Source organism: Sphingomonas sp. UV9, assembly GCF_004101245.1.
Lineage (GTDB): Bacteria > Pseudomonadota > Alphaproteobacteria > Sphingomonadales > Sphingomonadaceae > Sphingomonas.
The window spans coordinates 914,738-934,546 of the sequence record NZ_SCIN01000001.1; the positions used below are offsets into that span (position 1 = coordinate 914,738).

The window sequence follows — 19,809 nt, forward strand, 5'->3', positions numbered from 1 at the left end:
GGACCCGGGCAGGCGCCACGCCTGTCCGGGTTTCTTCGTTCAGGGGGTCGCCTGTCAGGCGAGCGGGACCGTGATGACGACGCGCAGACCGGGCTTTGCGTCTTCCAGTACCATCGTACCGCGATGCAGGCGGACGATCGCCTCGACGAGCGAAAGCCCCAAGCCCTGGCCCTGGTCGTGACGGCTCGGGTCGAGGCGGCCGAACCGGCGCAGCGCCGTGCCGCGATACTCTGGCAGGATACCGGGACCGTCATCGGCAACGATCAGGCAGGCGGTCGCCGTGGTTGTCTCGACATCGATCTCGATTCGGGTGCCGGGCGGGGTATGGCGGATCGCGTTCTCGATCAGGTTGACGAGGACCTGCCCCAGCAACTGGCGATCCCCGACGATCGTGGACCGTGCGAAGCCGCCGACGACGAGCGTCCGCCCGCTGTCGACGACGACGGGGTGCATCATCGTGGCGATCTCGTCCGCGAGACTGGCAAGGTCCATGCGTACGAACGCGGCGCGGCGATCCCCGCCTTCGATCTCCGCGATCCGCAGCATCGCCGCGAACATCTCGAGCAACGCGTCGCTCATCGCGATCGCGGTTTCGAGATCGTCGCGTTGCGCCTTGTCGTCGACCCGCCGCAAAGCCACCGCCAGGTGGCTCCGCAATCGTGCAAGCGGCGTGCGAAGATCGTGCGCGATGTCATTGGAAACGTTGCTGATGCTCGCCATCAAATCGGCAATCCGGTCGAGCATGCGATTGAACGCGAACGCCTGTTGCGCGAACTCGCTGCCCGACCGATCGACCGGCACGCGCCGCGTCATGTCCCCGTCGATGATCGCCTCGACCGTGCGCCGCACCAGTCGCATGCGCCGGCCGATCGTCACGACGAGAAAGACCAGCCCGCTGAGGACGATCAACAGGATCGAGCCGAAGCCGATCACGTAGATGCGCAGCCGAGCGGCGTTATAATCGTCGAACGGCTCGGTCTCCGCGATCGTGGTCAACGTCATCCCGTTGCCGATGTCGCGCACCAGCGCGCGCCCTTCGGACAGTCCCGCGATGCGGTCCTCGCGCTCGATCGTCGAAAAGCCCAGCGGCAGGCGGCGCGGCAGCGTGATGTTGCCGCCAAGTCGGTTGCCCTGAGCGTCGAGCAACAGGAAGCCGATATCGCCGGTATCGCGCTGGCGGATCGCGGCATCGATCCGGCGAACGATGTCGGCCGCTCGCCGGTCGCCGGGCAGCCCCGCCACGTCGTCGTTCACGACGAGGATACGGCGGTCGACCAGCCGCTCGATCGTTCGCACCGTGACCGCATGGATCGCGTAACCGGTGCCCAGGGTGGCAACGACGAACGTGAGCAGGAACGCTGCCGTCAGTGCGCGCAGCGAGCGGAACCGCATCAGCCGCGCAGCATGTAACCGACGCCGCGCACCGTCAGGATCGGATCCTCGCCCCCCGCCGCAGTCAGCTTGACGCGGAGGTGGCGGACATAGACGTCGACGATGTTGGTGGTCGGCGCGAAGTCATACCCCCAGACCCGCTCGACCAGCATGGCGCGAGTCAGCACCGCATCGGCATTGGCGACGAACTCGGCGAGCAGTTTGAACTCGAGCTTGCCGAGATCGAGCGCGATCCCGTCGCGCCATGCGCGGAACTTGGTCGGGCTGACGACGATGTCGCCTGCGCTGATCGTGTCGGCACTGCCACCAATCCAGCCGCGCCCGCGGACGATGGCACCAAGGCGCGCGCTGAGTTCCTCCGCGCCGACCGGCTTGACGACGTAATCGTCGGCCCCAGCCTGCAACCCCTCGATCTTCTCGACCGAGCGGCCGAGCGCGGTGAGCATGATCACCGGCAGCGTCATGTTACCGCCACGCAGCCGTTCGAGTACGGACATGCCGTCGATCTTCGGGAGCATCCGGTCGAGCACCACCGCATCGAACGACGCGCTGTCGACCGCCGCCAGCGCCTCGCGCCCGTCGACCGCGACCGTGACGTTGTGATCGAGCCCGCGGAGTTCCTCGGCCAGCGTCTGCGCGAACACCGCATCGTCCTCGACCAGCAACAGGTTCAGGCTCATCGTCGTCTCACTCGGGCAAGCGCTTGCGCTATCGTTGCGCTTTGAAGCGGCAGCGTAGCATGGATTCACGCGAAGGCGCGAAGAGGTCAGAAGAATGGGTTCGCGCGGAGACGCGGAGACGCGGAGAGTCGCAAACGGGACCAACGGTCCCCTTCATCATCCACGTTCGGATACTGGACGGTACGGCCGCACAGATCGAGACACCTCCGCGTCTCCGCGTCTCCGCGTCTCCGCGTCTCCGCGCGAGCAAAACTAATTCGTGCCCCTTCGGCTCCGCTCAGGACAGGCTTCGCGTGAACCAATCTTATTTAGTGAGCTGCGCCCGGACTAAGGCAGCAGCAGCGTGCTGCCGGACGTCGCCCCGCTCTCGATCGCGCGATGTGCTTCGACCGCGTCTTCGAGCGCGAAGGTCTGGCCGATCTCGGGGGTGATCGCGCCGGTCTCGATCATCGCAAACAGGCGGGCGATGCCGGCCTTCCGCTCGTCCGGCGTGACGTAATAGTCGAACAGCGTCGGGCGGGTGACGAACAGCGAACCTTTCCGCGCCAGGACGCCGATGTTGACGCCGTCGACGACTCCGCCGGCGTTGCCGTAGCTGACGATCAGCCCGCGCCGGGCCGCACTGTCGAGCGAGGCGGCCCACGTCGCGCCGCCAACGCCGTCGAGGACGATCGGCACGCCCTTGCCATCGGTGATTTCGCGTACCCGCGCGGCGATGTCTTCGGACTTGTGGAGGATGACGTGATCCGCCCCCGCCTTGCGCGTCCGCTCGGCCTTGTCCTCGCTACCGACGCTGGCGATGACGGTGGCGCCGATCGCCTTCAGCCAGCCGACGAGGATATGGCCGACTCCGCCGGCGGCGGCGTGGACCAGGACGGTCTGGCCTGCCTGCACCTTGGCGCAGCGCTCGACCAGGAACTCGGCGGTGCAGCCCTTGAGCAGCATCGCCGCAGCGGTGCGATCGTCGAGCGAATCGGGCAGGCGGAAGAGGTCCTTGGCGGGCACGTTGCGCTCGGTCGCATAGGCGCCGCGCGACGGACCGAAGGTGCCGACCCGGTCGCCGGGCGCAAAGTCGGTTACGCCCTCGCCGACCGCCATCACGACGCCCGCCGCCTCGCTGCCGAGCCCCGAGGGCAGGTCGACCGGGTAGACGCCGCCGCGGTGGTACGTGTCGATATAGTTCAGCCCGACCGCGGTGTTGCGCATCCAGACCTCGCCCTTGCCGGGCGGCGGCAACTCGACGTCGCGCCACTGGATCACCTCGGGGCCGCCGGTCTTCTCGATGAATGCCACTCTTGCCATGCCGGCCTCCTGATGAAATTTGCGGTCACCCTACCGGACGCGTTTCGGGTTGCAACCGATCGACGGCGAGCCCATCCCTTCGCCGGATAAATCGTAGCAACACGATGCGGAGAGGCATGATGAAAAGCTATTTGAAGCAGTATATCGACGGCGCGTGGGTCGATAGCGAGGGCGGCATCGTCTGGCAGGTGATCGACCCGTCGACCGAGCAGCCGTGCACCGAAATCACGATCGGCACTGCCGCCGATGTCGACAAGGCGGTCGCTGCGGCGCGCGCGGCGTTCGAGAGCTGGAGCCAGACGAGCGTGCAGGAACGGCTCGACGTGCTCGGCCGGATCATGACCGAATATAAGGCGCGGATGCCCGATCTGGCGAAGGCGATGTCGCAGGAGATGGGCGCACCGATGGCGCTCGCGTCGATGGCGCAGGCGCCCACGGGCCTCGCGCATTTCTCGGCGACCGCAAAGGCGCTGGCGGCGTTCGAATTCTCCGAAACGATCGGCAAGGCGACCGTCGTGCACGAGCCGCTCGGCGTCGTCGCGATGATCACGCCGTGGAACTGGCCGCTCAACCAGATCTGCGCGAAGGTCGCGCCGGCGCTGGCCGCGGGCGACACGATGATCCTGAAGCCGTCCGAGGAGGCGCCGTCGTGCGCGGTGATCCTGGCCGAGATCATGGACGCGGCGGGCGTGCCGGCAGGCGTGTTCAACCTCGTCAACGGCGACGGGCCCGGGGTCGGCGCGGCGCTGTGCGCGCACCGCGACGTCGACATGGTGAGCTTCACCGGTTCGACGCGCGCCGGCATCGCGGTCGCGCTGGCGGCGGCACCGACGGTAAAGCGCGTGCATCAGGAGCTTGGCGGCAAGGCGGCGAACCTCGTCCTCAAGGGTTCCGATCTGGCGGCGGTGCTGCCGCCGACGGTGGCCGGCGTGCTCGCCAATTCGGGGCAGAGCTGCATCGCGCCGACCCGACTGCTCGTCCATGCGAGCCAGGTCGCCGAGGCGACCGCGATCGTGAAGTCGATGATGGAGCAGACCAAGGTCGGCGATCCCGCCGAGATGGGCCAGCATATCGGCCCGGTCGTCAACAAGGCGCAGTTCGACAAGATCCAGGGGCTGATCCAGTCCGCGATCGACGAAGGCGCGACGCTGGTGACGGGTGGCGTCGGTCGTCCGGACGGACGTAATGCGGGCTATTACATCCAGCCGACGCTGTTCACCGACGTGCGCCCCGACATGCGGATCGCACAGGAAGAGACGTTCGGCCCGGTCGCGACGATCACCGCCTATGCCAATCAGGACGAGGGGATCCGCATCGCCAACGCCACCGAATACGGGCTGTCGGCGACGATCTCGGGCGACCCAGCGGCGGCGGCGAAGGTCGCAGGCCGGTTGCGCGCGGGGCTGGTCACGATCAATTCGTGGAGCCCCGACATCGGCGCCCCGTTCGGCGGGTACAAACAGTCGGGCAACGGCCGCGAGAACGGCCGCTATGGCCTGACCGACTTCATGGAAGTGAAGACGATCACCGGCCTGCCGGGCGACGTACGTGAAGGAAAGCCCGCCGAAGCGGGCGCGTAAATCCCCTTCAATCCTCCCCCGCGAGGGGGAGGATCGTTATGTCCTCAGTGCATAGGCCAGACCGCGACGATGAGCGGCGTGCCGACCAGCAGCACGAGCAACGAAAGCGGTGCGCCCAGCCTTGCGTAATCGCCGAACCTGTAGCCTCCGGGACCCATCACCAGCGTGTTGCACTGGTGGCCGATCGGGGTGAGGAAATCGCACCCTGCCCCGACCGCGGTCGCCATCAGGAACGCTTCCGGCCGAAACCCGAGATCGCCGGCAAACGTCGCGGCGATCGGCGCCATCACCAGCACGGTTGCCGCGTTGTTGAGGAACGGCGTCACCGCCATCGCCGCCGCCAGGATCAGCGCGACTGCACCCCAGGGCGGCAAGGTCGCCGCGGTCGACGACAGCCAGGTCGCGATCACCTCCGACGCGCCGGTCGTGCGCAGCGAATCACTGACCGGGATCAGCGCACCGAGCATGATCAGGATCGGCCATTCGACATGGTCATACGCCTCGCGCACCGGCAGCACGCCCGTCGCCATGATCAGCCCCGCCGCCGCGAAGAACGCGACCGCCACCGGCACGAACCCCAGCGCGGTCGCACTCATCGCTACCGCGAGGATGGCGATCGGCAGCCAGCTTCGCTTCGACACGCCGAGGCGCAGTTCGCGCTGCGCGAGCGGCAGGCATCCGAGATCGCGCAGCTTGCCCGGCAGCTGCTCGAGCGGCCCTTGCAACACCAGCACGTCGCCCGCGCGCAGTTCGGTGTTGGCCAGGCGACGCGAGAGATGCTCGCCCTGCCGCGAGATCGCGATGAGGTTGACGCCGTAGCGCGCCTGCAACGCGAGCCGCCCGGCCGTCCGACCGACCAGCTGCGAGCCGACGTTGATCACCGCTTCGATCACGCCGACCTCGTCATCGTCGTCCTCGTCCGCCTTCTCGCGGTCTTCGCCTTCGAGCTTCAGCCGATCGCGCGCGATCACGCGCTCGAGCGCGTCCGGCTCGCCACCGAGGATCAGCGTGTCGCCGGCGCGGAGATGCGTCGTGTCATGCGGCGCGCTGCGCATTCCGGCGCGCAGAATCCGCGTGATCGTCACTTCGTGGTCGTGGCGATTAAGAAACGCATCGACCGTCTCGTCGACCGCGGGCGAGGCCTCGGGGATCATCGCCTCGGTCACATACCCCTTGATATCGAGGGCCTCGCCCATCGTCGCGGCGGCGCGGCGATCACGCGGCAGCAGCCGGTACGCGAACCGTAGGTAGACCAGCCCCATCAGGGTCAGCGCGAGGCCGACCGGCGCATAGTCGAACATCCCGAACGGCTGCCCGGTCATCTGTTCGCGCACGCGACTGACGATGATGTTGGGCGACGTGCCTACCAGCGTGATCAGCCCGCCGAGCAGCGACGCCGACGCCATCGGCATGAGGAAGACCGACGGCGACGTGTCGTTCTTCTTGGCCATCTGGAACGCGGCGGGCATCAGCATTGCCAGCGCGCCGATGTTCTTGACCAGCGCCGAGGCGAATCCGACCGACGCGGTCAGCAGCAGGAGTTGCGAGCGGACGCGGGTCACGCGGCTGGCGAACGTCGCGAGTGCGCGTTCGATGATACCGGAGCGCTGGACCGCCGCAGAGATGACGAGCGCGGAACCGACGATGATGACGATGTCGTCGGAGAAGCCCTTGAACGCGTCCTTGGGGCTAACGATGCCCAGCGCGATGCTCGCGAGCAGCGCGAGGATCGCGGTGACGTCGTAGCGGAACCTGCCCCAGATGAAGAGCGCCATCATGCCGAACAGCGTGGCGATCGAGAGATACTGAGGTAGGGTCATCGGGTCTCCGCGTGTGGCCCGTTGTAAGCGCGGGCTCGCGGCGGTTGTTCCGCGCCCGAGCCCGGACCTTAGTCGAGGTTAGGACGAAGCCAGCGTTCGGCGGTCTTCAAATCCGCGCCACGCCGTGCCGCATAGTCCTCGAGCTGGTCACGGCCGACGCGCGCGACGCCGAAATACTCGGCCTGCGGGTGGCCGAAGTAGAAGCCCGAGACGGCCGCGGTCGGGAACATCGCGAAGCTCTCGGTCAGCTCCAGCCCGGTCGCGGTCTCGGCGTCGAGCAGGTCGAACAGGATCGGCTTGAGGCTGTGGTCAGGGCATGCGGGATAGCCCGGCGCCGGGCGGATGCCGCGATATTGTTCCTTGATCAGCGCGTCGTTGGTCAGCTGCTCATCGGGCGCATAGCCCCAGAGGTCCTGGCGGACATGCTTGTGCATGCGTTCCGCGAACGCCTCGGCGAAGCGATCGGCGAGCGCCTTCAGCAGGATGTCGTTGTAGTCGTCATGCCCGGCCTTGAAGCGGGCGATATGCTCGTCGATCCCGTGGATGCCGACCGCGAACCCGCCGAACCAGTCGTCATCGGTGTCGACGAAATCGGCGAGACACATGTTGGCGCGGCCTTCGCGCTTGGAAATCTGCTGGCGGAGCATCGGCAGGCGCACGTCCTCGTGCGGCATGTCATGGCGCCGCGTGTGCGAGACGACCACATCATCCCCCTCGCGCCGCGCCGGCCACAGCCCGACGACCCCGCGCGGCGTCAGCCACTTCTCCGCGACGATCGTGTCGAGCATCGCCTGCGCATCCGCGTACAGCGACGACGCGCTCTCGCCGACCACCTCGTCGGTCAGGATCGCCGGGAAGTTGCCCGCCAGCTCCCACGCGCGGAAGAACGGCGTCCAGTCGATATAGTCGCGCAGATCGGTCAGGTCCCAGTCCGCGAACACGTGCAAGCCCGGCTTCACCGGCGCGGCAGGCTTCATCGCGAAGTCCGCCACGAACCCGCGCTCGCGCGCTGTCGCCAGCGGCAGCAGCTCGCTCTGCCCCTTGTTGGCGCGCGCGATCCGCACCGCCTCATATTCGTCCGCGGTCCTGGTCACGAACTCGTCGCGGATCGTGTCCGACACCAGCGTCGACGCCACGCCGACCGCGCGGCTCGCATCGAGCACGTGCACGACCGGACCGTCATAAGCCGGAGCGATCCTGAGCGCGGTGTGGACCTTCGACGTCGTCGCGCCACCGATCAGCAGCGGCATCGTCATCCCTGCGCGCTTCATCTCCTCGGCGACCGTCACCATCTCGTCGAGGCTCGGCGTGATGAGGCCCGACAGCCCGATCATGTCGGCGTCATTCTCGTTCGCGGCCTCGAGGATCTTCGACCAGGGCACCATCACGCCCAGATCGACCACGTCGAAGCCGTTACACTGGAGCACCACGCCGACGATGTTCTTGCCGATATCATGCACGTCGCCCTTGACCGTCGCCATGATGATCTTGCCCTTGCCCCGCGCGCCGGGCTCCTTGGCCGCCTCGATGTACGGCAGCAAATGCGCGACCGCCTTCTTCATCACGCGCGCCGACTTCACGACCTGCGGCAGGAACATCTTACCGCTGCCGAACAGGTCGCCGACGACGTTCATGCCGTCCATCAGCGGCCCCTCGATCACCTCGATCGGGCGACCGCCATTGCCGTCGATGATCAGCCGCGCTTCCTCGGTATCCTCGACGACGTGGAGGTCGATGCCCTTGACCAGCGCATATTCGAGCCGCTTGTTGACGCCCAGCGAGCGCCATTCGGCCGCCGCCTTCTCCGCGACCACGTCGGTGCCACGGTAGCGTTCGGCGAGCTGGACGAGCCGCTCACCCGCTTCGGGATCCTTGTTGAGCACGACATCCTCGACCGCCTGGCGCAGTTCGGGGTCGATATCGTCATAGATGTCGAGCTGGCCGGCGTTGACGATCGCCATGTCCATGCCGGCGGGGATCGCATAATATAAGAAAACGCTGTGCATCGCGCGGCGCACGGGCTCGTTGCCGCGGAACGAGAAGCTGAAGTTCGACAGCCCGCCCGAGATATGGACGTGCGGGCAGCGCGCCTTGATCTCGCGGCACGCCTCGATGAAGTCGACGCCGTAATTGTCGTGCTCCTCGATCCCCGTCGCGACCGCGAAGACGTTGGGATCGAAGATGATGTCCTCAGGCGGAAAGCCGATCCCGACGAGCAGCTTGTAGGCGCGCTCGCAGATCTCGACCTTCCGCGCCTTGGTGTCCGCCTGCCCGACCTCGTCGAACGCCATCACGACGACCGCGGCGCCATAGGCCATGCACTTGCGGGCTTGGGCAAGGAACTGCTCCTCGCCCTCCTTCATGCTGATCGAATTCACGATCGGCTTGCCCGAAACGCACTTCAGCCCCGCCTCGATCACGCTCCATTTCGAGCTGTCGACCATGAACGGGATGCGCGCGATGTCGGGTTCCGCGGCGATCAGCTTGAGGAACGTCGTCATCGCGTGGTGCGCGTCGAGCAGCCCCTCGTCCATGTTGACGTCGAGCACCTGCGCGCCGCTCTCGACCTGCTGGCGCGCGACCTCGACCGCGGCGGGATAGTCGCCCGCCATGATCAGCTTCTTGAACCGCGCCGAGCCGGTGACGTTGGTGCGCTCGCCGATGTTGACGAAACTGGTGGAGGAGGAAGTGGTCATCGTTTCATTTCTTCTGGCCCCCTCTCCCCTCCGGGGAGAGGGTTGGGGTGAGGGGTCGTTGGGGAGGGCAGCGCTCGCGGCGCCCCTCACCCCGGCCCTCTCCCCGACGGGGAGAGGGAGCAGTGATTATGCCGCCATCGTGAACGGTTCGAGGCCGGCGAGCTTGGTCCGCACCTCCGGCCGCGCGACCGCGCGCGGTTCGAGCCCGCGCACGCCATCCGCCATCGCCTTGATATGCGCAGGCGTCGAGCCGCAGCAGCCGCCGAGCACGTTGACCTGCTTGGCCACCGCCCATTCGCCGACCAGCCCCGCCGTGGTCTCGGGCATCTCGTCATATTCGCCGAGTTCGTTGGGCAGCCCGGCGTTCGGGTAGATCATGATCAGCGTGTCGGCGATGCCCGACAGGGTCTTCACATGCGGCCGCAGCTGCTCCGCGCCGAACGAGCAGTTCAGCCCGATCGTCACCGGCCGTGCATGCCGCACCGCATGCCAGAACGCCTCGACCGTGTGCCCCGACAGGTTGCGCCCCGAAAGATCGGTCAGCGTCATCGACAGCATGATCGGCACGTCGCGCCCCAGATCGTCGCCCGCCTCGATCGCCGCCATGATCCCGGCCTTGGCGTTCAGCGTATCGAACACCGTCTCGATCAGGATGAAGTCGACCCCGACTCCCTCGCCGCCTTCGAGCAGCGCGTCGATCTGTTCGCGGTAGACGCCCTTCAGATAATCGAAGTCGATCTCGCGATAGCCCGGATCGTTGACGTCGGGCGACAGCGACAACGTCTTGTTGGTCGGCCCGATCGCACCGGCGACGAAGCGCGGGCGACCGTCCTTGGCTTCATACTCGGTCGCGAGCCGGCGGGCGATCTTCGCGCTCTCGACGTTGATCGCGCGCACCAGATGCTCGGCGCCGTAATCCGCCTGGCTGATGATGTTCGCGCTGAACGTGTTGGTCGACACGATATCCGACCCCGCGTCGAGATATTCGCGCGTGATCGTCTCGGGCACTTCCGGCTTGGTGATCGCCAGGATGTCGTTGTTGCCCTTCTGGTCGTGGCTGAGCTTCAGGTCGCCCGCATAGGCCGCCTCGTCGAGCTTCCAGTTCTGGATCTCGGTGCCGAACGCGCCGTCGGTGATCAGGATGCGCTTGGCGGCTTCCGCATTAAAACGTTCACGTACAGTCATCGTAGTCACTCCTCCCTCCCGCAAGCGGGAGGGGTCGGGGGTGGGCGCCCGATATCCTCGGGCGGTATCGTTGGGGGAGAGCGCGAGCCCACCCCCTGCCCCTTCCGCACACGGGAGGGGTGAAGAATTACGCGGCGGCGACAGTCGCAGCCGGCTTCGCGCGCACGCCGAGCATATGACAGATGGCATAGGCGAGTTCGGCGCGGTTGAGCGTGTAGAAGTGGAAATCCTTCACGCCGCCCGCATAAAGCCGCCGGCACATCTCGGCCGCGATCGTCGCCGCAACCAACTGCCGTGCGGCAGGATGATCGTCGAGCCCTTCGAACAAGCGGTCCATCCATGCCGGAATCTCCGCCCCGCACAACCCGGCGAACTTCCGCGTCTGCGCGACGTTCGACACCGGCAGGATGCCCGGCAGGATCTGCGCGGTGATCCCGGCGGCCGCCACCCGGTCGCGAAACCGGAAATACGCTTCGGGCGAGAAGAAGAACTGGGTGATCGCGCGGGTCGCACCGGCGTCGATCTTGCGCTTGAGATTGTCGATATCGAAGTCGTGACCGCCCGATTCCGGATGGCACTCCGGATACGCCGCGACCGAAATCTCGAACGGGTGCAGCTTCCGCAAGCCAGCGACCAACGCCGCCGCATTCTCATACCCGCCCGGATGCGCCTGATAAGGCTGGCCCAGCGTCGGCATGTCGCCGCGCAGCGCGACGATGTGCCGCACGCCCGCCGCCCAATATTCCTCGGCGACCTGGTCGATCTCGGCCTTGGTCGCCTCGACGCAGGTCAGGTGCGCCGCCGCGTTCATCGACGTCTCGCGCTGGATCCTCGCGACGGTCGCGTGCGTCCGCTCGCGCGTCGACCCGCCGGCGCCATAGGTCACAGACACGAAATCGGGACCGAGCGGCTCCAGCGTACGGATCGCGTCCCAGAGCTGCGCGTCCATCTTCTCGCTCTTGGGCGGGAAGAATTCGAAGCTGATGCCGACGTCGCCCGCGAGATCCGCGAACAGCGGCTCCTCGAACGCGCGGCGCGCTTCAGCCGAATTGGGGGCCAGTTGGGAAATCGAAGAATTCGTCATGCCGCCTTCACCTCACGCAAGCTCGCGCCGATCTTCCGACCAAGCCATAATTTCACCGTCAATTCACCGCCCTCGAGCGTCTCCACGCGCGCGGTCTGCAAGCCAGCTGCCTCGAACCACGCCGCCATCTGATCGTCCGCGAACCCGAGCCGCGTATGCGCATCGCGCACCCGCAACTCCTCGCGGTCATGGCTCGCAAAGTCCGCGATCAACAACCGGCCGCCGGGCGCCAGCACCCGCGCCGCTTCGCTCACCGCCGCCCCAGGCTGCTGCGCGAAATGCAACACGTGATGCAGGATCGCAACATCCGCCGCCGCATCCACCATCGGCAGCGCATAGAGATCCGCCTGCCGCAGTTCGGCATGCGTCATGTCGTGCAGCTTGGCACGCGCCAGCCGCAGCATTTCCGAACTGCGATCGATCCCGAGCGCGACCGAAGCCCGCCCGCCGAACAGTTCGAGCATCCGCCCGGTCCCCGTGCCGATATCGATCAGCGTGCCGATCGGCGCGTCGCCCAGCACCGCCGCCATCGCCGTCTCAACTTCGCTATCGGCGACATGCAGCGACCGGATCGCATCCCATTCGTCGGCATGCCCCTCGAACCACGCCGCCGCCGACGCCGCCCGGTCGGCGCGCACCGCCGCCAGCCGCGCCGCATCCGCGACCGCCCAGTGATCCGGCTCGGCCTTCGCCCAGGCATCGAGCGCGGCCGCGACCGGCTCGACCGCGGCGGGCTTGCCAAGCGCGACGAAGACCCAGCTGCCTTCCTTGCGCCGTTCCGCGAGCCCGGCATCGCACAGAATCTTCACGTGCCGCGAGACGCGCGGCTGGCTCTGTCCCAGCACCTGAGCGAGTTCGCCGACCGACAGCTCCATCCGCCGCAGCAGCGCCAGCATCCGCAGCCGCGTCGCGTCCGCCAATGCACGGAAGATTTCGAGCGCCATCGTCATGGCAGGTCATATAAAGATTTCTTTATATGAGGTCAACGCAGGCGTGCGGGTCTTCGACTTCCGCCATAGGTCTCTGCGACTTAGCGCATTGCGCACGATCGTCACGGATCGGAAACGCTTCACCCGCGTTCGATTGCGCTATGGGCCGGGCTTTCGCTGGTCCACAAGACGATATCCACGGGAGTGCATACGCATGAAGAAGTTTCTGATCCCCGCCCTGGCGCTCACCGCCGGTCTCGCCGCCTGCAGCAACAACGCCCAGGACCAGACCGCCCAGGCCGCCAACGCGATCGCCGCGGATGCCAGCGCAACCACCGAGAACGCCGTCGACGACGTCAGCGCAGCCAGCGACCGCGCCCTCGGTTCGGCCGAGCGCTCGCTCGACAACACCGGTGCCAAGCTCGACAACGCCACCGACAACCTCGACGTCAAGACCGATCGCGCCGGTGACCGGATCGAAGCGGGTGCCGACCGCGCGGGTGCCTCGATCGCCAACGGTGCCGACCGCGCCGCCGACGCCACCGGCAACGCGCTGACCCGCGCCGGCAACGCGATCAAGGACTAAGCCTTGCGCCCCCACCTCCCCGTCATCTCGGCGAAAGCGTTGGTGGGGGCGTTTTTCGCGACCGCGGCGCTCGCGGCCTGCTCGCCCGCCAGCGAACCCGGCGCCGTCACCGCCGACGAAGCACACCAGTTGAACGAAGCCGCCGCGATGCTCGATGCGAACAGCGTCGACCTGAACGCGGTCGCTGCCGATCCTGAAGACGCCGAAACACCCTCGGATCCCGATACACCCTCGAATCAAAGCGATCAGACCCAATGACCTTCCGCCGCCTCGGGTCGACCGACCTCAAGATCGCCCCGCTCGTGCTCGGCGGCAACGTGTTCGGCTGGACCGCCGACCGCGCCGCGAGTTTTGCCGTGCTCGACGCGTACGTCGCCGGCGGCGGTACGATGATCGACACCGCCGACGTCTATTCGGCCTGGGTCGACGGCCACCAGGGCGGCGAATCCGAGAGCATGATCGGTGAATGGCTAAGGGCCAGCGGCAAGCGCGACGACGTGCTGATCGCGACCAAAGTCGGCATGCTGCCCGGCGAGGGCGGTGAGAAACTGGCCCCCGCACGCATTGCCGCCGCGGCCGAAGCCTCGCTGAAGCGCCTCGGCACCGACCGCATCGATCTCTATTACGCGCATCAGGACGACGACGGCGTACCCCAGGAGGCCGTGCTCGAAGCATTCGGCAAGCTGGTCGAAGCCGGTAAGATCCGCGTCATCGGCGCCTCCAACTTCCACGCCGCGCGCCTGAAGTCCGCCGTCGATGCCGCAAAGGCCGACGACCTGCCGCGCTATCACGTGCTCCAACCCGAATATAACCTCGTCAGCCGAACCAAGTTCGAGGGCGAGTTACAGGATTACTGCGTCACCGAGAACATCGGCGTGCTGCCCTATTACGGCCTCGCGTCTGGCTTCCTGACGGGCAAATACCGCACCAAGGACGATCTCGGCCAGAGCGTCCGCGGCGGCCGGATGGGCGAATTGCTCGAAGGCAAGGGCAAGGTCGTTCTCGACGCGATGGACGCGGTGGTCGAAGCCACTGGCACGACGCATGCACAGGTCGCACTCGCCTGGCTTATCGCGCAGCCCGGCGTCACCGCACCGGTCGCCAGCGCCACCAGCGTCAAGCAGATCGAGGATCTGCTCCCGGCGATGACGCTGGAATTGTCAAAGGATCAGCTCGACTCTCTTACCCACGCGGGCGCCTGACCCTTAATCCTCCCCCGCCAGGGGCAGGATCGATTTGGGGTCGGCCTGTCTTTAATCGCCCGCGAACGTTAGTGCCGAGGTCCGGCGCTCACGTTCGTTGATCAGCAACGCACGACCCGCCGGTGCGACCGAGCGTTGCGGGCAATCGCTGCGGAAGCATGCGCGGCACCCCAAACCGATCGGTACCGCCCTGCCCGCCAGATCGAAGCCACTCGCCGCCGCCAGCACGCCGGCCTGAGACGCGACAACGCCAAGCCCGATCGCGAACTCGGCATGGACCGCGCCGAACCGGCTTCCCTGCGGAGTCACTGTCCGCGCCATCGTCAACCAGCGCGCCCCATCTTCCAGTTCGACGAGTTGGACCATCAAACTGCCCGGCCGGTCGAACGCGTAATGCAGCCGCCACAACGGACAACGCCCGTCCGCTTCGACCAGCGCCGCACCGCTGGCGCCGGGGTAGCGCTTGGACGCCTGTCCCGCGCGGTCGATCCGGATCATGAAGAACGGCAATCCGCGCGCGCCGACCCGCTGCAACGTCGTCAGCCGGTGCGCGACCTGTTCGAAGCCCGCGCCGAACCGGCGTTGGAGCAGCTCGATATCGTACCCGGTCGTCTCGCACCCCCGCAGGAACCGCGCGTACGGCATCATCAGCGCGGCGGCGAAATAGCCGAGAAGGTGGCGACGATAGAGCCGCTCGGCGGCGCGATCGGTGAAACCCGCCCCCTTCGCGAGCGCGTCGATCTCCGCCTTCGCCTCGATCTGGCCGAGCTGGAACGCCACCGCGAACGTCCGCGACGCAGGGTCGAGCATTTCGCTCAGCTGCAACTGGCGCGCGTGCAGGTCGAGCCGCCGCAGCGTGTCGGGCAGCACGTCGGCAGGCAGCACGCGAATCGTCAGACCATGTTTCGCGCGCAGCCGTTCGGCGATCGCGCCGTACAGGTCGCCTGCGCCGAGCCGCAGCTCGTCCGCCAGCGCCTCTGCCGCCGCGTCGAGATCGGCGAAGTGATTCCGCCAGCGTTCGATCTCGCGCCGCACCAGCGTGACCGGATCGTCGCCCGCCTCGATGACAACACCGCCGCCGATCCGGTCGAACACGCGCGCGAACGCCGCCGCGCCGCCGGGCGCGCTGGCCAGCCATTCCTCGACCTCGTTGCGATCAATCTCGAGGTCCGCGAACATCGGGTCCGCCAGCCGCCGCCGGATCGCCTCTGCCCCACCACCGGGCTCGGCCGCGGTCAGCGAACGCGGATCGAAGTCGAAACTCTCCGCCAGCTTGATCAGCAGCGTCGCCGATACCGGCCGCTGGTTGCGCTCGACCAGGTTCAGATAGCTTGGGCTGATCGCGAGCATGTCGGCCATCGCCGCCTGCGTCAGCCCCGCCCCGCGCCGCAAGCGCCGGATCGCATGCCCCGCCAGCAATTTCCGTTCGGCCATCGTGAAACCCTCCTGTCACAATCTTTACAGGCCGACACCTCAGATACAAGCGGAGTGCACAGCGCGACGCCGGCACAATGCGGCCGTGCCTTTCAAACAACCGGCAATACTCGCTATTCGATGTGCATCGCCTCTCCCGGTGCAGGAAAACTGTAAAGGGAGAGACAAGATACAGCATCGAAGGAGGCAAGCCATGCAGACGACCACCGAACAACCCCGCGCCCGCGCCGTCTTCTCGACCAATGATTTCGCGCTGATGAAGGAAGTGCTCGGCGAGATGATCAGCAAGACTTCGATCGACGACGAACGGCTGACGCGGATGAGTGCGCTCTATCATCGTCTCGGCCGGCTCGGCTGACGCGCTTCAAGCAATTTCCTGGGGAGGAAAGGTGCCCGCCGATGGTTCGTCCACCGGCGGGCATTCCTGTTTTGGCGGGCGAGGAGGGCGAAACTTTTCCCCTCATCCTCCCCCGCAAGGGGCAGGTGGCGCCGTGGGCGTCGGAGGGGGCGGCACGCGAAACCTCTGCTCCTTGTCCTCCCCCTCCGTCTGGCAAGTGCCAGCCACCTCCCCCTGACGGCGGAGTATCTGCAAGCTCCGCATCCCAACCTCTTGCGAAGCGGCCCTTTCCAACTTCACCCCCTGGTGTAGGAGGGCGGGATGGCCCAGACTCTGACCGCGCGCATCAAGGACGATATCGTCCTGTACGGCGCCCTCGCCGCCAATCTTGGAATCGGCGTGGCGAAGTTCGTCGCGGCCGGAATGACCGGATCGTCGTCGATGCTGACCGAAGGCTTTCACTCGGTGGTCGACAGCGGCAACCAGGTGTTGCTGCTCTATGGCCAGCGCAAGGCCAAGCGCCCCGCCGACGAAGCGCATCCGTTCGGCTATGGCCGCGAGCTGTATTTCTGGGCGTTCGTGGTCGCGATCCTGATCTTCGCGATCGGCGCGGGCGTGTCGATCTTCGAGGGCTGGCTGCACATCCAGGACCCCGAGCCGCTGACGACCCCGACGATCAACTACATCGTGCTGGCGATCTCGTTCGCGCTGGAGGGCAGCAGCTGGACGATCGCGGTGCGGGAATTCTCGAAGACCAAGGGCGACATGGGTTGGTGGTCGGCGATCCACCGGTCGAAGGACCCCGCCGGCTTCATCGTCCTGTTCGAGGATTCGGCGGCGCTGGCGGGCCTCGTGATCGCCGGGATCGGCATCTGGGCTAGCCATGCGTTCGACGATCCGCGCATCGACGGCGCCGCCTCGATCGCGATCGGGTTGATCCTGGCGCTGGTCGCGGTGCTCCTTGCGCGCGAGTCGAAGGGCCTGCTGATCGGCGAACGCGCCGACCCCGTCGTGATCGCGACGATCCGCAAGATCGTCGCGGCGCACCCCGCGATCGTGTCGGTCAACCATGTCCGCACGGTTCATGCCGCGCCCGACAGCATCTTCGCCGCGATTAGCGCCGACTTCGACGATTCGGTGACGATGGGCGACGGCGAGACGATGATCGAAACGATGGAGACCGAGCTTCGCGCCGCGGTGCCGACGCTGTCGTCGATATATATCCGCCCCGAGAAGCGCGAGAACGCGACGCTTGCCCCGGCCACGGCTCCAGCTTCCGGCGGCAGTGGAATTACCACGCAGGGCTGACCTAAATCAGGCGTATGCCTATGGTAACGCTCGAGATTCGGCGATAACCCCAGCCGATGAGACCGTTGTTACGCTTGATCGCCTTAATCAGCCTGTGCGTCGGATACGCGCTTCCCGCACAGGCTGCTGTCACCATCACCTTCTGGAGCCATGAACTCGGCAACAGCTTCCCGCATGCATTTTTCACCCTGCGGGGGGTGCCTGACTCGGGCGGGGCGCCGGTCGACACGAATGTAGGCTTCACGGCGAAATCGGTATCGCCCGCGCTGTTGATGGGGCCGGTCGCGGGCAGGCTGGACATCGCCAAGCCAAGCTATGTCGCGAGCAGCGACGCGCAATTCTCGGTCGTGATGACCGACGCCCAATATATCGCGGTGCTGCGGCTGGTCGACGCCTGGAGCGAGGGCAAGCCCGACAGCGTGTACCGGCTCAGCGACCATAATTGCGTGCACTTCGTCAAGGAAGCCGCAGGCCTCGTGGGACTGTCGGCGCTACATCAGCCCCGCCTGATGAAGAAACCGCGCTCGTATCTGAAGGCGGTGCTGGCCGGTAACGTCGGACGCGTCACGCCGGTCGAGATGCACGGCAAACAGTATCGGGCGAGCCTTGGGCCTATCGTGTCGCCCGGCGTAGCGGTCGCGAAGGGCGCTGCGTCCGGGATGGTAACGGCAACCGCACCGCCGCCACTGCCCGCGCCACGTTAAGCGTCGGGCACCAGTTCGACCACGTCGAGGAGCGATTCGAACCGCGGATAAGGCAACACCACGCGCCAGCGTTTCGCCGCGATCCGCTCGATCAGCCCAGCCATGTCGCGGTTGACGTCGCGACCATAGCGCAGCGGCCGGGTCTCGTCGCCGAGTTCCATCGTCCCGAGGAAGACCGCCCGCGCGTTGGTGTCGGCAAAGACCGAACCGACAGGGCGCTGCGATCCATCGAGCTTGACGAGGCTGACCACGCGTTCGCCATCGTCTTCGCTCGTGCCGATCCGGCAGGCGAACCAGCCCGAGGCCGTGAACGTCGGGCCGATGCCCGCGCGCGCGCCAAGCTTGTATGTGCGACACCGATAGGGCCCCGCGGGCGGCAGCGGGTCGACCAGCGAACGGTCGGGGTTGAACAGCACCGGATCGCGCGCGACCTCCTTCGGATCGACCTGTGCGAGGGCATCGACCCATGCGCCACGCCAGCCGCGCAGTCGCGCGCGATCCGCGGGGGTCGCCACCCGGCGCCAATCCAGGTTGGACCGCGCGCGATCGGCACCCGCGCTCCCGGCAACGACCACGGTCGATCCGCAGGCCATGATCATCATGCATGCGGCAGTCCCGACCCAGGTTCGCATCGTCTCATGTCCCGTTGGCTTACGCGAAGCTAAGCCCGTATCACTTTGAACTGCAATGATTTTCGGGATTCTTGCATGCCGATCGGTCAAGCCGCCGTCCAGCCGCCATCCATCGACAGGTTCGCGCCGGTGATCGCCTGCGCCTCGTCGCGACAGAGGAACAGCGCGAATGCAGCCACCTGCTCCGGGGTGACGAACGCCTTGGTCGGCTGCGCGGCGAGCAGCACGTCGTTCAGGACCTGCTCGCGCGTCATGCCTCGAGCCGCCATCGTGTCGGGGATCTGGTTCTCGACCAGCGGCGTCCAGACATAGCCGGGTGAAATGCAGTTCACGGTGATCCCGTCGGTCGCGGTCTCCAGCGCGATCGTCTTGGTCAGCCCTGCGATCGCGTGCTTGGCCATGACGTAGGCGGACTTGTTGGGGCTCGCGACAAGCGAGTGCGCCGAGGCGGTCGAGATGATCCGCCCCCAGCCGTTCGCGCGCATGTGCGGCACCGCGGCGCGCATCATGTGCCAGGCCGAGGACAGGTTGATCGCGATGATCGCGTCGAACTTGTCGATGGGGAAGTCGGCGATCCCCGCGACATGCTGGATACCCGCGTTGTTGACGACGATGTCGACCCTGCCGGTTTCGGCGACCGCCCGCTCGACCATGGCGGCGATCTCGGCGGGCTTGGTCATGTCGGCCGGATCGTAAAGCGCGACTGCGCCACTGGCCTGCGCCAGGGCGGCCCGCTCCCGCTCGATCACGTCCGCGTCGCCGAAGCCGTTGAGCACCACGGCGGCGCCCTCGGCCGCGAACGCCTTGGCATAGGCCAAGCCGATCCCCGACGTGGATCCGGTGATGACCGCGGTCTTGCCCTTCAGGAACATACGCACTCCCCCTATCGCTTTACCCAGCGGATGCGACCGCCGTGCAACTCTAGCGCCACCTTGCGC

General features: G+C 66.8%; 18 protein-coding genes. 7 read left to right on the forward strand and 11 right to left on the reverse strand.

Annotated elements, in window-relative coordinates:
* Positions 1-54: 54 nt before the first annotated feature.
* From EQZ23_RS03940 to EQZ23_RS03950, 3 genes are all read right to left on the reverse strand, one after another.
* The gene (locus EQZ23_RS03940) at positions 55-1,392 is read right to left on the reverse strand and encodes an ATP-binding protein (protein ID WP_128453119.1); all 1,338 of its coding nucleotides are present in this window, start codon (positions 1,390-1,392) and stop codon (positions 55-57) included.
* A complete protein-coding gene (locus tag EQZ23_RS03945) occupies positions 1,392-2,072 on the reverse strand; it encodes a response regulator transcription factor (protein WP_206364154.1) in 681 nt (226 codons plus the stop codon). Before EQZ23_RS03945 ends, EQZ23_RS03940 begins: the two co-directional genes overlap by 1 nt.
* 327 nt (positions 2,073-2,399) lie before the next feature.
* A complete protein-coding gene (locus EQZ23_RS03950) occupies positions 2,400-3,374 on the reverse strand; it encodes a quinone oxidoreductase (protein WP_128453120.1) in 975 nt (324 codons plus the stop codon).
* Between the two features lie 119 nt (positions 3,375-3,493).
* Between EQZ23_RS03950 and EQZ23_RS03955 the strand changes: the two genes are divergently transcribed.
* Complete coding sequence (locus EQZ23_RS03955; RefSeq protein ID WP_128453121.1) at positions 3,494-4,954, forward strand: aldehyde dehydrogenase family protein; 1,461 nt, start codon at positions 3,494-3,496, stop codon at positions 4,952-4,954.
* Between the two features lie 44 nt (positions 4,955-4,998).
* Here EQZ23_RS03955 and EQZ23_RS03960 read toward each other — a convergent pair whose 3' ends face one another.
* The 5 genes from EQZ23_RS03960 to EQZ23_RS03980 form a co-directional block, all read right to left on the reverse strand.
* Positions 4,999-6,774, reverse strand: coding sequence for an SLC13 family permease (locus EQZ23_RS03960; RefSeq protein ID WP_128453122.1), 1,776 nt, complete (start codon positions 6,772-6,774; stop codon positions 4,999-5,001).
* Between the two features lie 68 nt (positions 6,775-6,842).
* On the reverse strand, positions 6,843-9,470 hold the full coding sequence (gene metH / locus EQZ23_RS03965) for a methionine synthase (RefSeq protein WP_128453123.1): 2,628 nt from the start codon (positions 9,468-9,470) through the stop codon (positions 6,843-6,845).
* Positions 9,471-9,596: 126 nt separating this feature from the next.
* A complete protein-coding gene (locus EQZ23_RS03970; RefSeq protein WP_128453124.1) occupies positions 9,597-10,655 on the reverse strand; it encodes a homocysteine S-methyltransferase family protein in 1,059 nt (352 codons plus the stop codon).
* A gap of 127 nt (positions 10,656-10,782) precedes the next feature.
* Positions 10,783-11,739, reverse strand: a complete 957-nt coding sequence (metF, locus tag EQZ23_RS03975) for a methylenetetrahydrofolate reductase [NAD(P)H] (protein ID WP_128453125.1) — start codon at positions 11,737-11,739, stop codon at positions 10,783-10,785.
* Entirely contained in the window at positions 11,736-12,689 is a 954-nt protein-coding gene (locus EQZ23_RS03980; protein WP_128453126.1) for a metalloregulator ArsR/SmtB family transcription factor, read from the reverse strand. The genes metF and EQZ23_RS03980 overlap by 4 nt, the downstream gene beginning before the upstream one ends.
* A 193-nt stretch (positions 12,690-12,882) precedes the next feature.
* On the opposite strand from EQZ23_RS03980, the gene EQZ23_RS03985 reads away from it, so the two are divergent.
* From EQZ23_RS03985 to EQZ23_RS03995, 3 genes are read left to right on the forward strand one after another with little or no spacing between them, the layout of a single operon-like run.
* Positions 12,883-13,254, forward strand: coding sequence for a hypothetical protein (locus tag EQZ23_RS03985; RefSeq protein ID WP_128453127.1), 372 nt, complete (start codon positions 12,883-12,885; stop codon positions 13,252-13,254).
* A gap of 3 nt (positions 13,255-13,257) precedes the next feature.
* On the forward strand, positions 13,258-13,512 hold the full coding sequence (locus EQZ23_RS03990) for a hypothetical protein (protein WP_128453128.1): 255 nt from the start codon (positions 13,258-13,260) through the stop codon (positions 13,510-13,512).
* Positions 13,509-14,456 carry an aldo/keto reductase gene (locus tag EQZ23_RS03995; RefSeq protein WP_128453129.1) on the forward strand — a complete coding sequence of 316 codons (948 nt, stop codon included), beginning with the start codon at positions 13,509-13,511 and terminating at the stop codon, positions 14,454-14,456. The genes EQZ23_RS03990 and EQZ23_RS03995 overlap by 4 nt, the downstream gene beginning before the upstream one ends.
* Before the next feature lie 51 nt (positions 14,457-14,507).
* Here the strand turns inward: EQZ23_RS03995 and EQZ23_RS04000 are convergent, their stop codons facing one another.
* Positions 14,508-15,890 carry a helix-turn-helix transcriptional regulator gene (locus EQZ23_RS04000; protein ID WP_128453130.1) on the reverse strand — a complete coding sequence of 461 codons (1,383 nt, stop codon included), beginning with the start codon at positions 15,888-15,890 and terminating at the stop codon, positions 14,508-14,510.
* Positions 15,891-16,083: 193 nt separating this feature from the next.
* Between EQZ23_RS04000 and EQZ23_RS19730 the strand changes: the two genes are divergently transcribed.
* The 3 genes from EQZ23_RS19730 (at position 16,084) to EQZ23_RS04010 (ending at position 18,239) form a co-directional block, all read left to right on the forward strand.
* A complete protein-coding gene (locus EQZ23_RS19730; RefSeq protein WP_164913371.1) occupies positions 16,084-16,248 on the forward strand; it encodes a hypothetical protein in 165 nt (54 codons plus the stop codon).
* 300 nt (positions 16,249-16,548) lie between these two features.
* The gene (locus EQZ23_RS04005; RefSeq protein ID WP_128453131.1) at positions 16,549-17,535 is read left to right on the forward strand and encodes a cation diffusion facilitator family transporter; all 987 of its coding nucleotides are present in this window, start codon (positions 16,549-16,551) and stop codon (positions 17,533-17,535) included.
* Between the two features lie 74 nt (positions 17,536-17,609).
* Positions 17,610-18,239, forward strand: coding sequence for a hypothetical protein (locus tag EQZ23_RS04010; protein WP_240663184.1), 630 nt, complete (start codon positions 17,610-17,612; stop codon positions 18,237-18,239).
* On the opposite strand, the gene EQZ23_RS04015 is transcribed toward EQZ23_RS04010, so the two are convergent.
* Together EQZ23_RS04015 and EQZ23_RS04020 are read right to left on the reverse strand one after the other, a co-directional pair.
* A complete protein-coding gene (locus EQZ23_RS04015; RefSeq protein WP_240663187.1) occupies positions 18,236-18,841 on the reverse strand; it encodes a DUF4893 domain-containing protein in 606 nt (201 codons plus the stop codon). The genes EQZ23_RS04010 and EQZ23_RS04015 overlap by 4 nt on opposite strands.
* Positions 18,842-18,957: 116 nt before the next feature.
* The gene (locus EQZ23_RS04020; RefSeq protein ID WP_128453583.1) at positions 18,958-19,743 is read right to left on the reverse strand and encodes a 3-hydroxybutyrate dehydrogenase; all 786 of its coding nucleotides are present in this window, start codon (positions 19,741-19,743) and stop codon (positions 18,958-18,960) included.
* Positions 19,744-19,809 lie beyond the last annotated feature (66 nt).

What these genes read in the sequence shown, in the direction of transcription:
- EQZ23_RS03940 (WP_128453119.1), bottom strand. Translation starts at nt 1,392, where the DNA reads ATGCGGTTCCGCTCGCTGCGCGCACTGACGGCAGCGTTCCTGCTCACG.
- EQZ23_RS03945 (WP_206364154.1), bottom strand. Translation starts at nt 2,072, where the DNA reads ATGAGCCTGAACCTGTTGCTGGTCGAGGACGATGCGGTGTTCGCGCAG.
- EQZ23_RS03950 (WP_128453120.1), bottom strand. Translation starts at nt 3,374, where the DNA reads ATGGCAAGAGTGGCATTCATCGAGAAGACCGGCGGCCCCGAGGTGATC.
- EQZ23_RS03955 (WP_128453121.1), top strand. Translation starts at nt 3,494, where the DNA reads ATGAAAAGCTATTTGAAGCAGTATATCGACGGCGCGTGGGTCGATAGC.
- EQZ23_RS03960 (WP_128453122.1), bottom strand. Translation starts at nt 6,774, where the DNA reads ATGACCCTACCTCAGTATCTCTCGATCGCCACGCTGTTCGGCATGATG.
- metH (WP_128453123.1), bottom strand. Translation starts at nt 9,470, where the DNA reads ATGACCACTTCCTCCTCCACCAGTTTCGTCAACATCGGCGAGCGCACC.
- EQZ23_RS03970 (WP_128453124.1), bottom strand. Translation starts at nt 10,655, where the DNA reads ATGACTGTACGTGAACGTTTTAATGCGGAAGCCGCCAAGCGCATCCTG.
- metF (WP_128453125.1), bottom strand. Translation starts at nt 11,739, where the DNA reads ATGACGAATTCTTCGATTTCCCAACTGGCCCCCAATTCGGCTGAAGCG.
- EQZ23_RS03980 (WP_128453126.1), bottom strand. Translation starts at nt 12,689, where the DNA reads ATGACGATGGCGCTCGAAATCTTCCGTGCATTGGCGGACGCGACGCGG.
- EQZ23_RS03985 (WP_128453127.1), top strand. Translation starts at nt 12,883, where the DNA reads ATGAAGAAGTTTCTGATCCCCGCCCTGGCGCTCACCGCCGGTCTCGCC.
- EQZ23_RS03995 (WP_128453129.1), top strand. Translation starts at nt 13,509, where the DNA reads ATGACCTTCCGCCGCCTCGGGTCGACCGACCTCAAGATCGCCCCGCTC.
- EQZ23_RS04000 (WP_128453130.1), bottom strand. Translation starts at nt 15,890, where the DNA reads ATGGCCGAACGGAAATTGCTGGCGGGGCATGCGATCCGGCGCTTGCGG.
- EQZ23_RS19730 (WP_164913371.1), top strand. Translation starts at nt 16,084, where the DNA reads ATGCAGACGACCACCGAACAACCCCGCGCCCGCGCCGTCTTCTCGACC.
- EQZ23_RS04005 (WP_128453131.1), top strand. Translation starts at nt 16,549, where the DNA reads ATGGCCCAGACTCTGACCGCGCGCATCAAGGACGATATCGTCCTGTAC.
- EQZ23_RS04015 (WP_240663187.1), bottom strand. Translation starts at nt 18,841, where the DNA reads ATGATGATCATGGCCTGCGGATCGACCGTGGTCGTTGCCGGGAGCGCG.
- EQZ23_RS04020 (WP_128453583.1), bottom strand. Translation starts at nt 19,743, where the DNA reads ATGTTCCTGAAGGGCAAGACCGCGGTCATCACCGGATCCACGTCGGGG.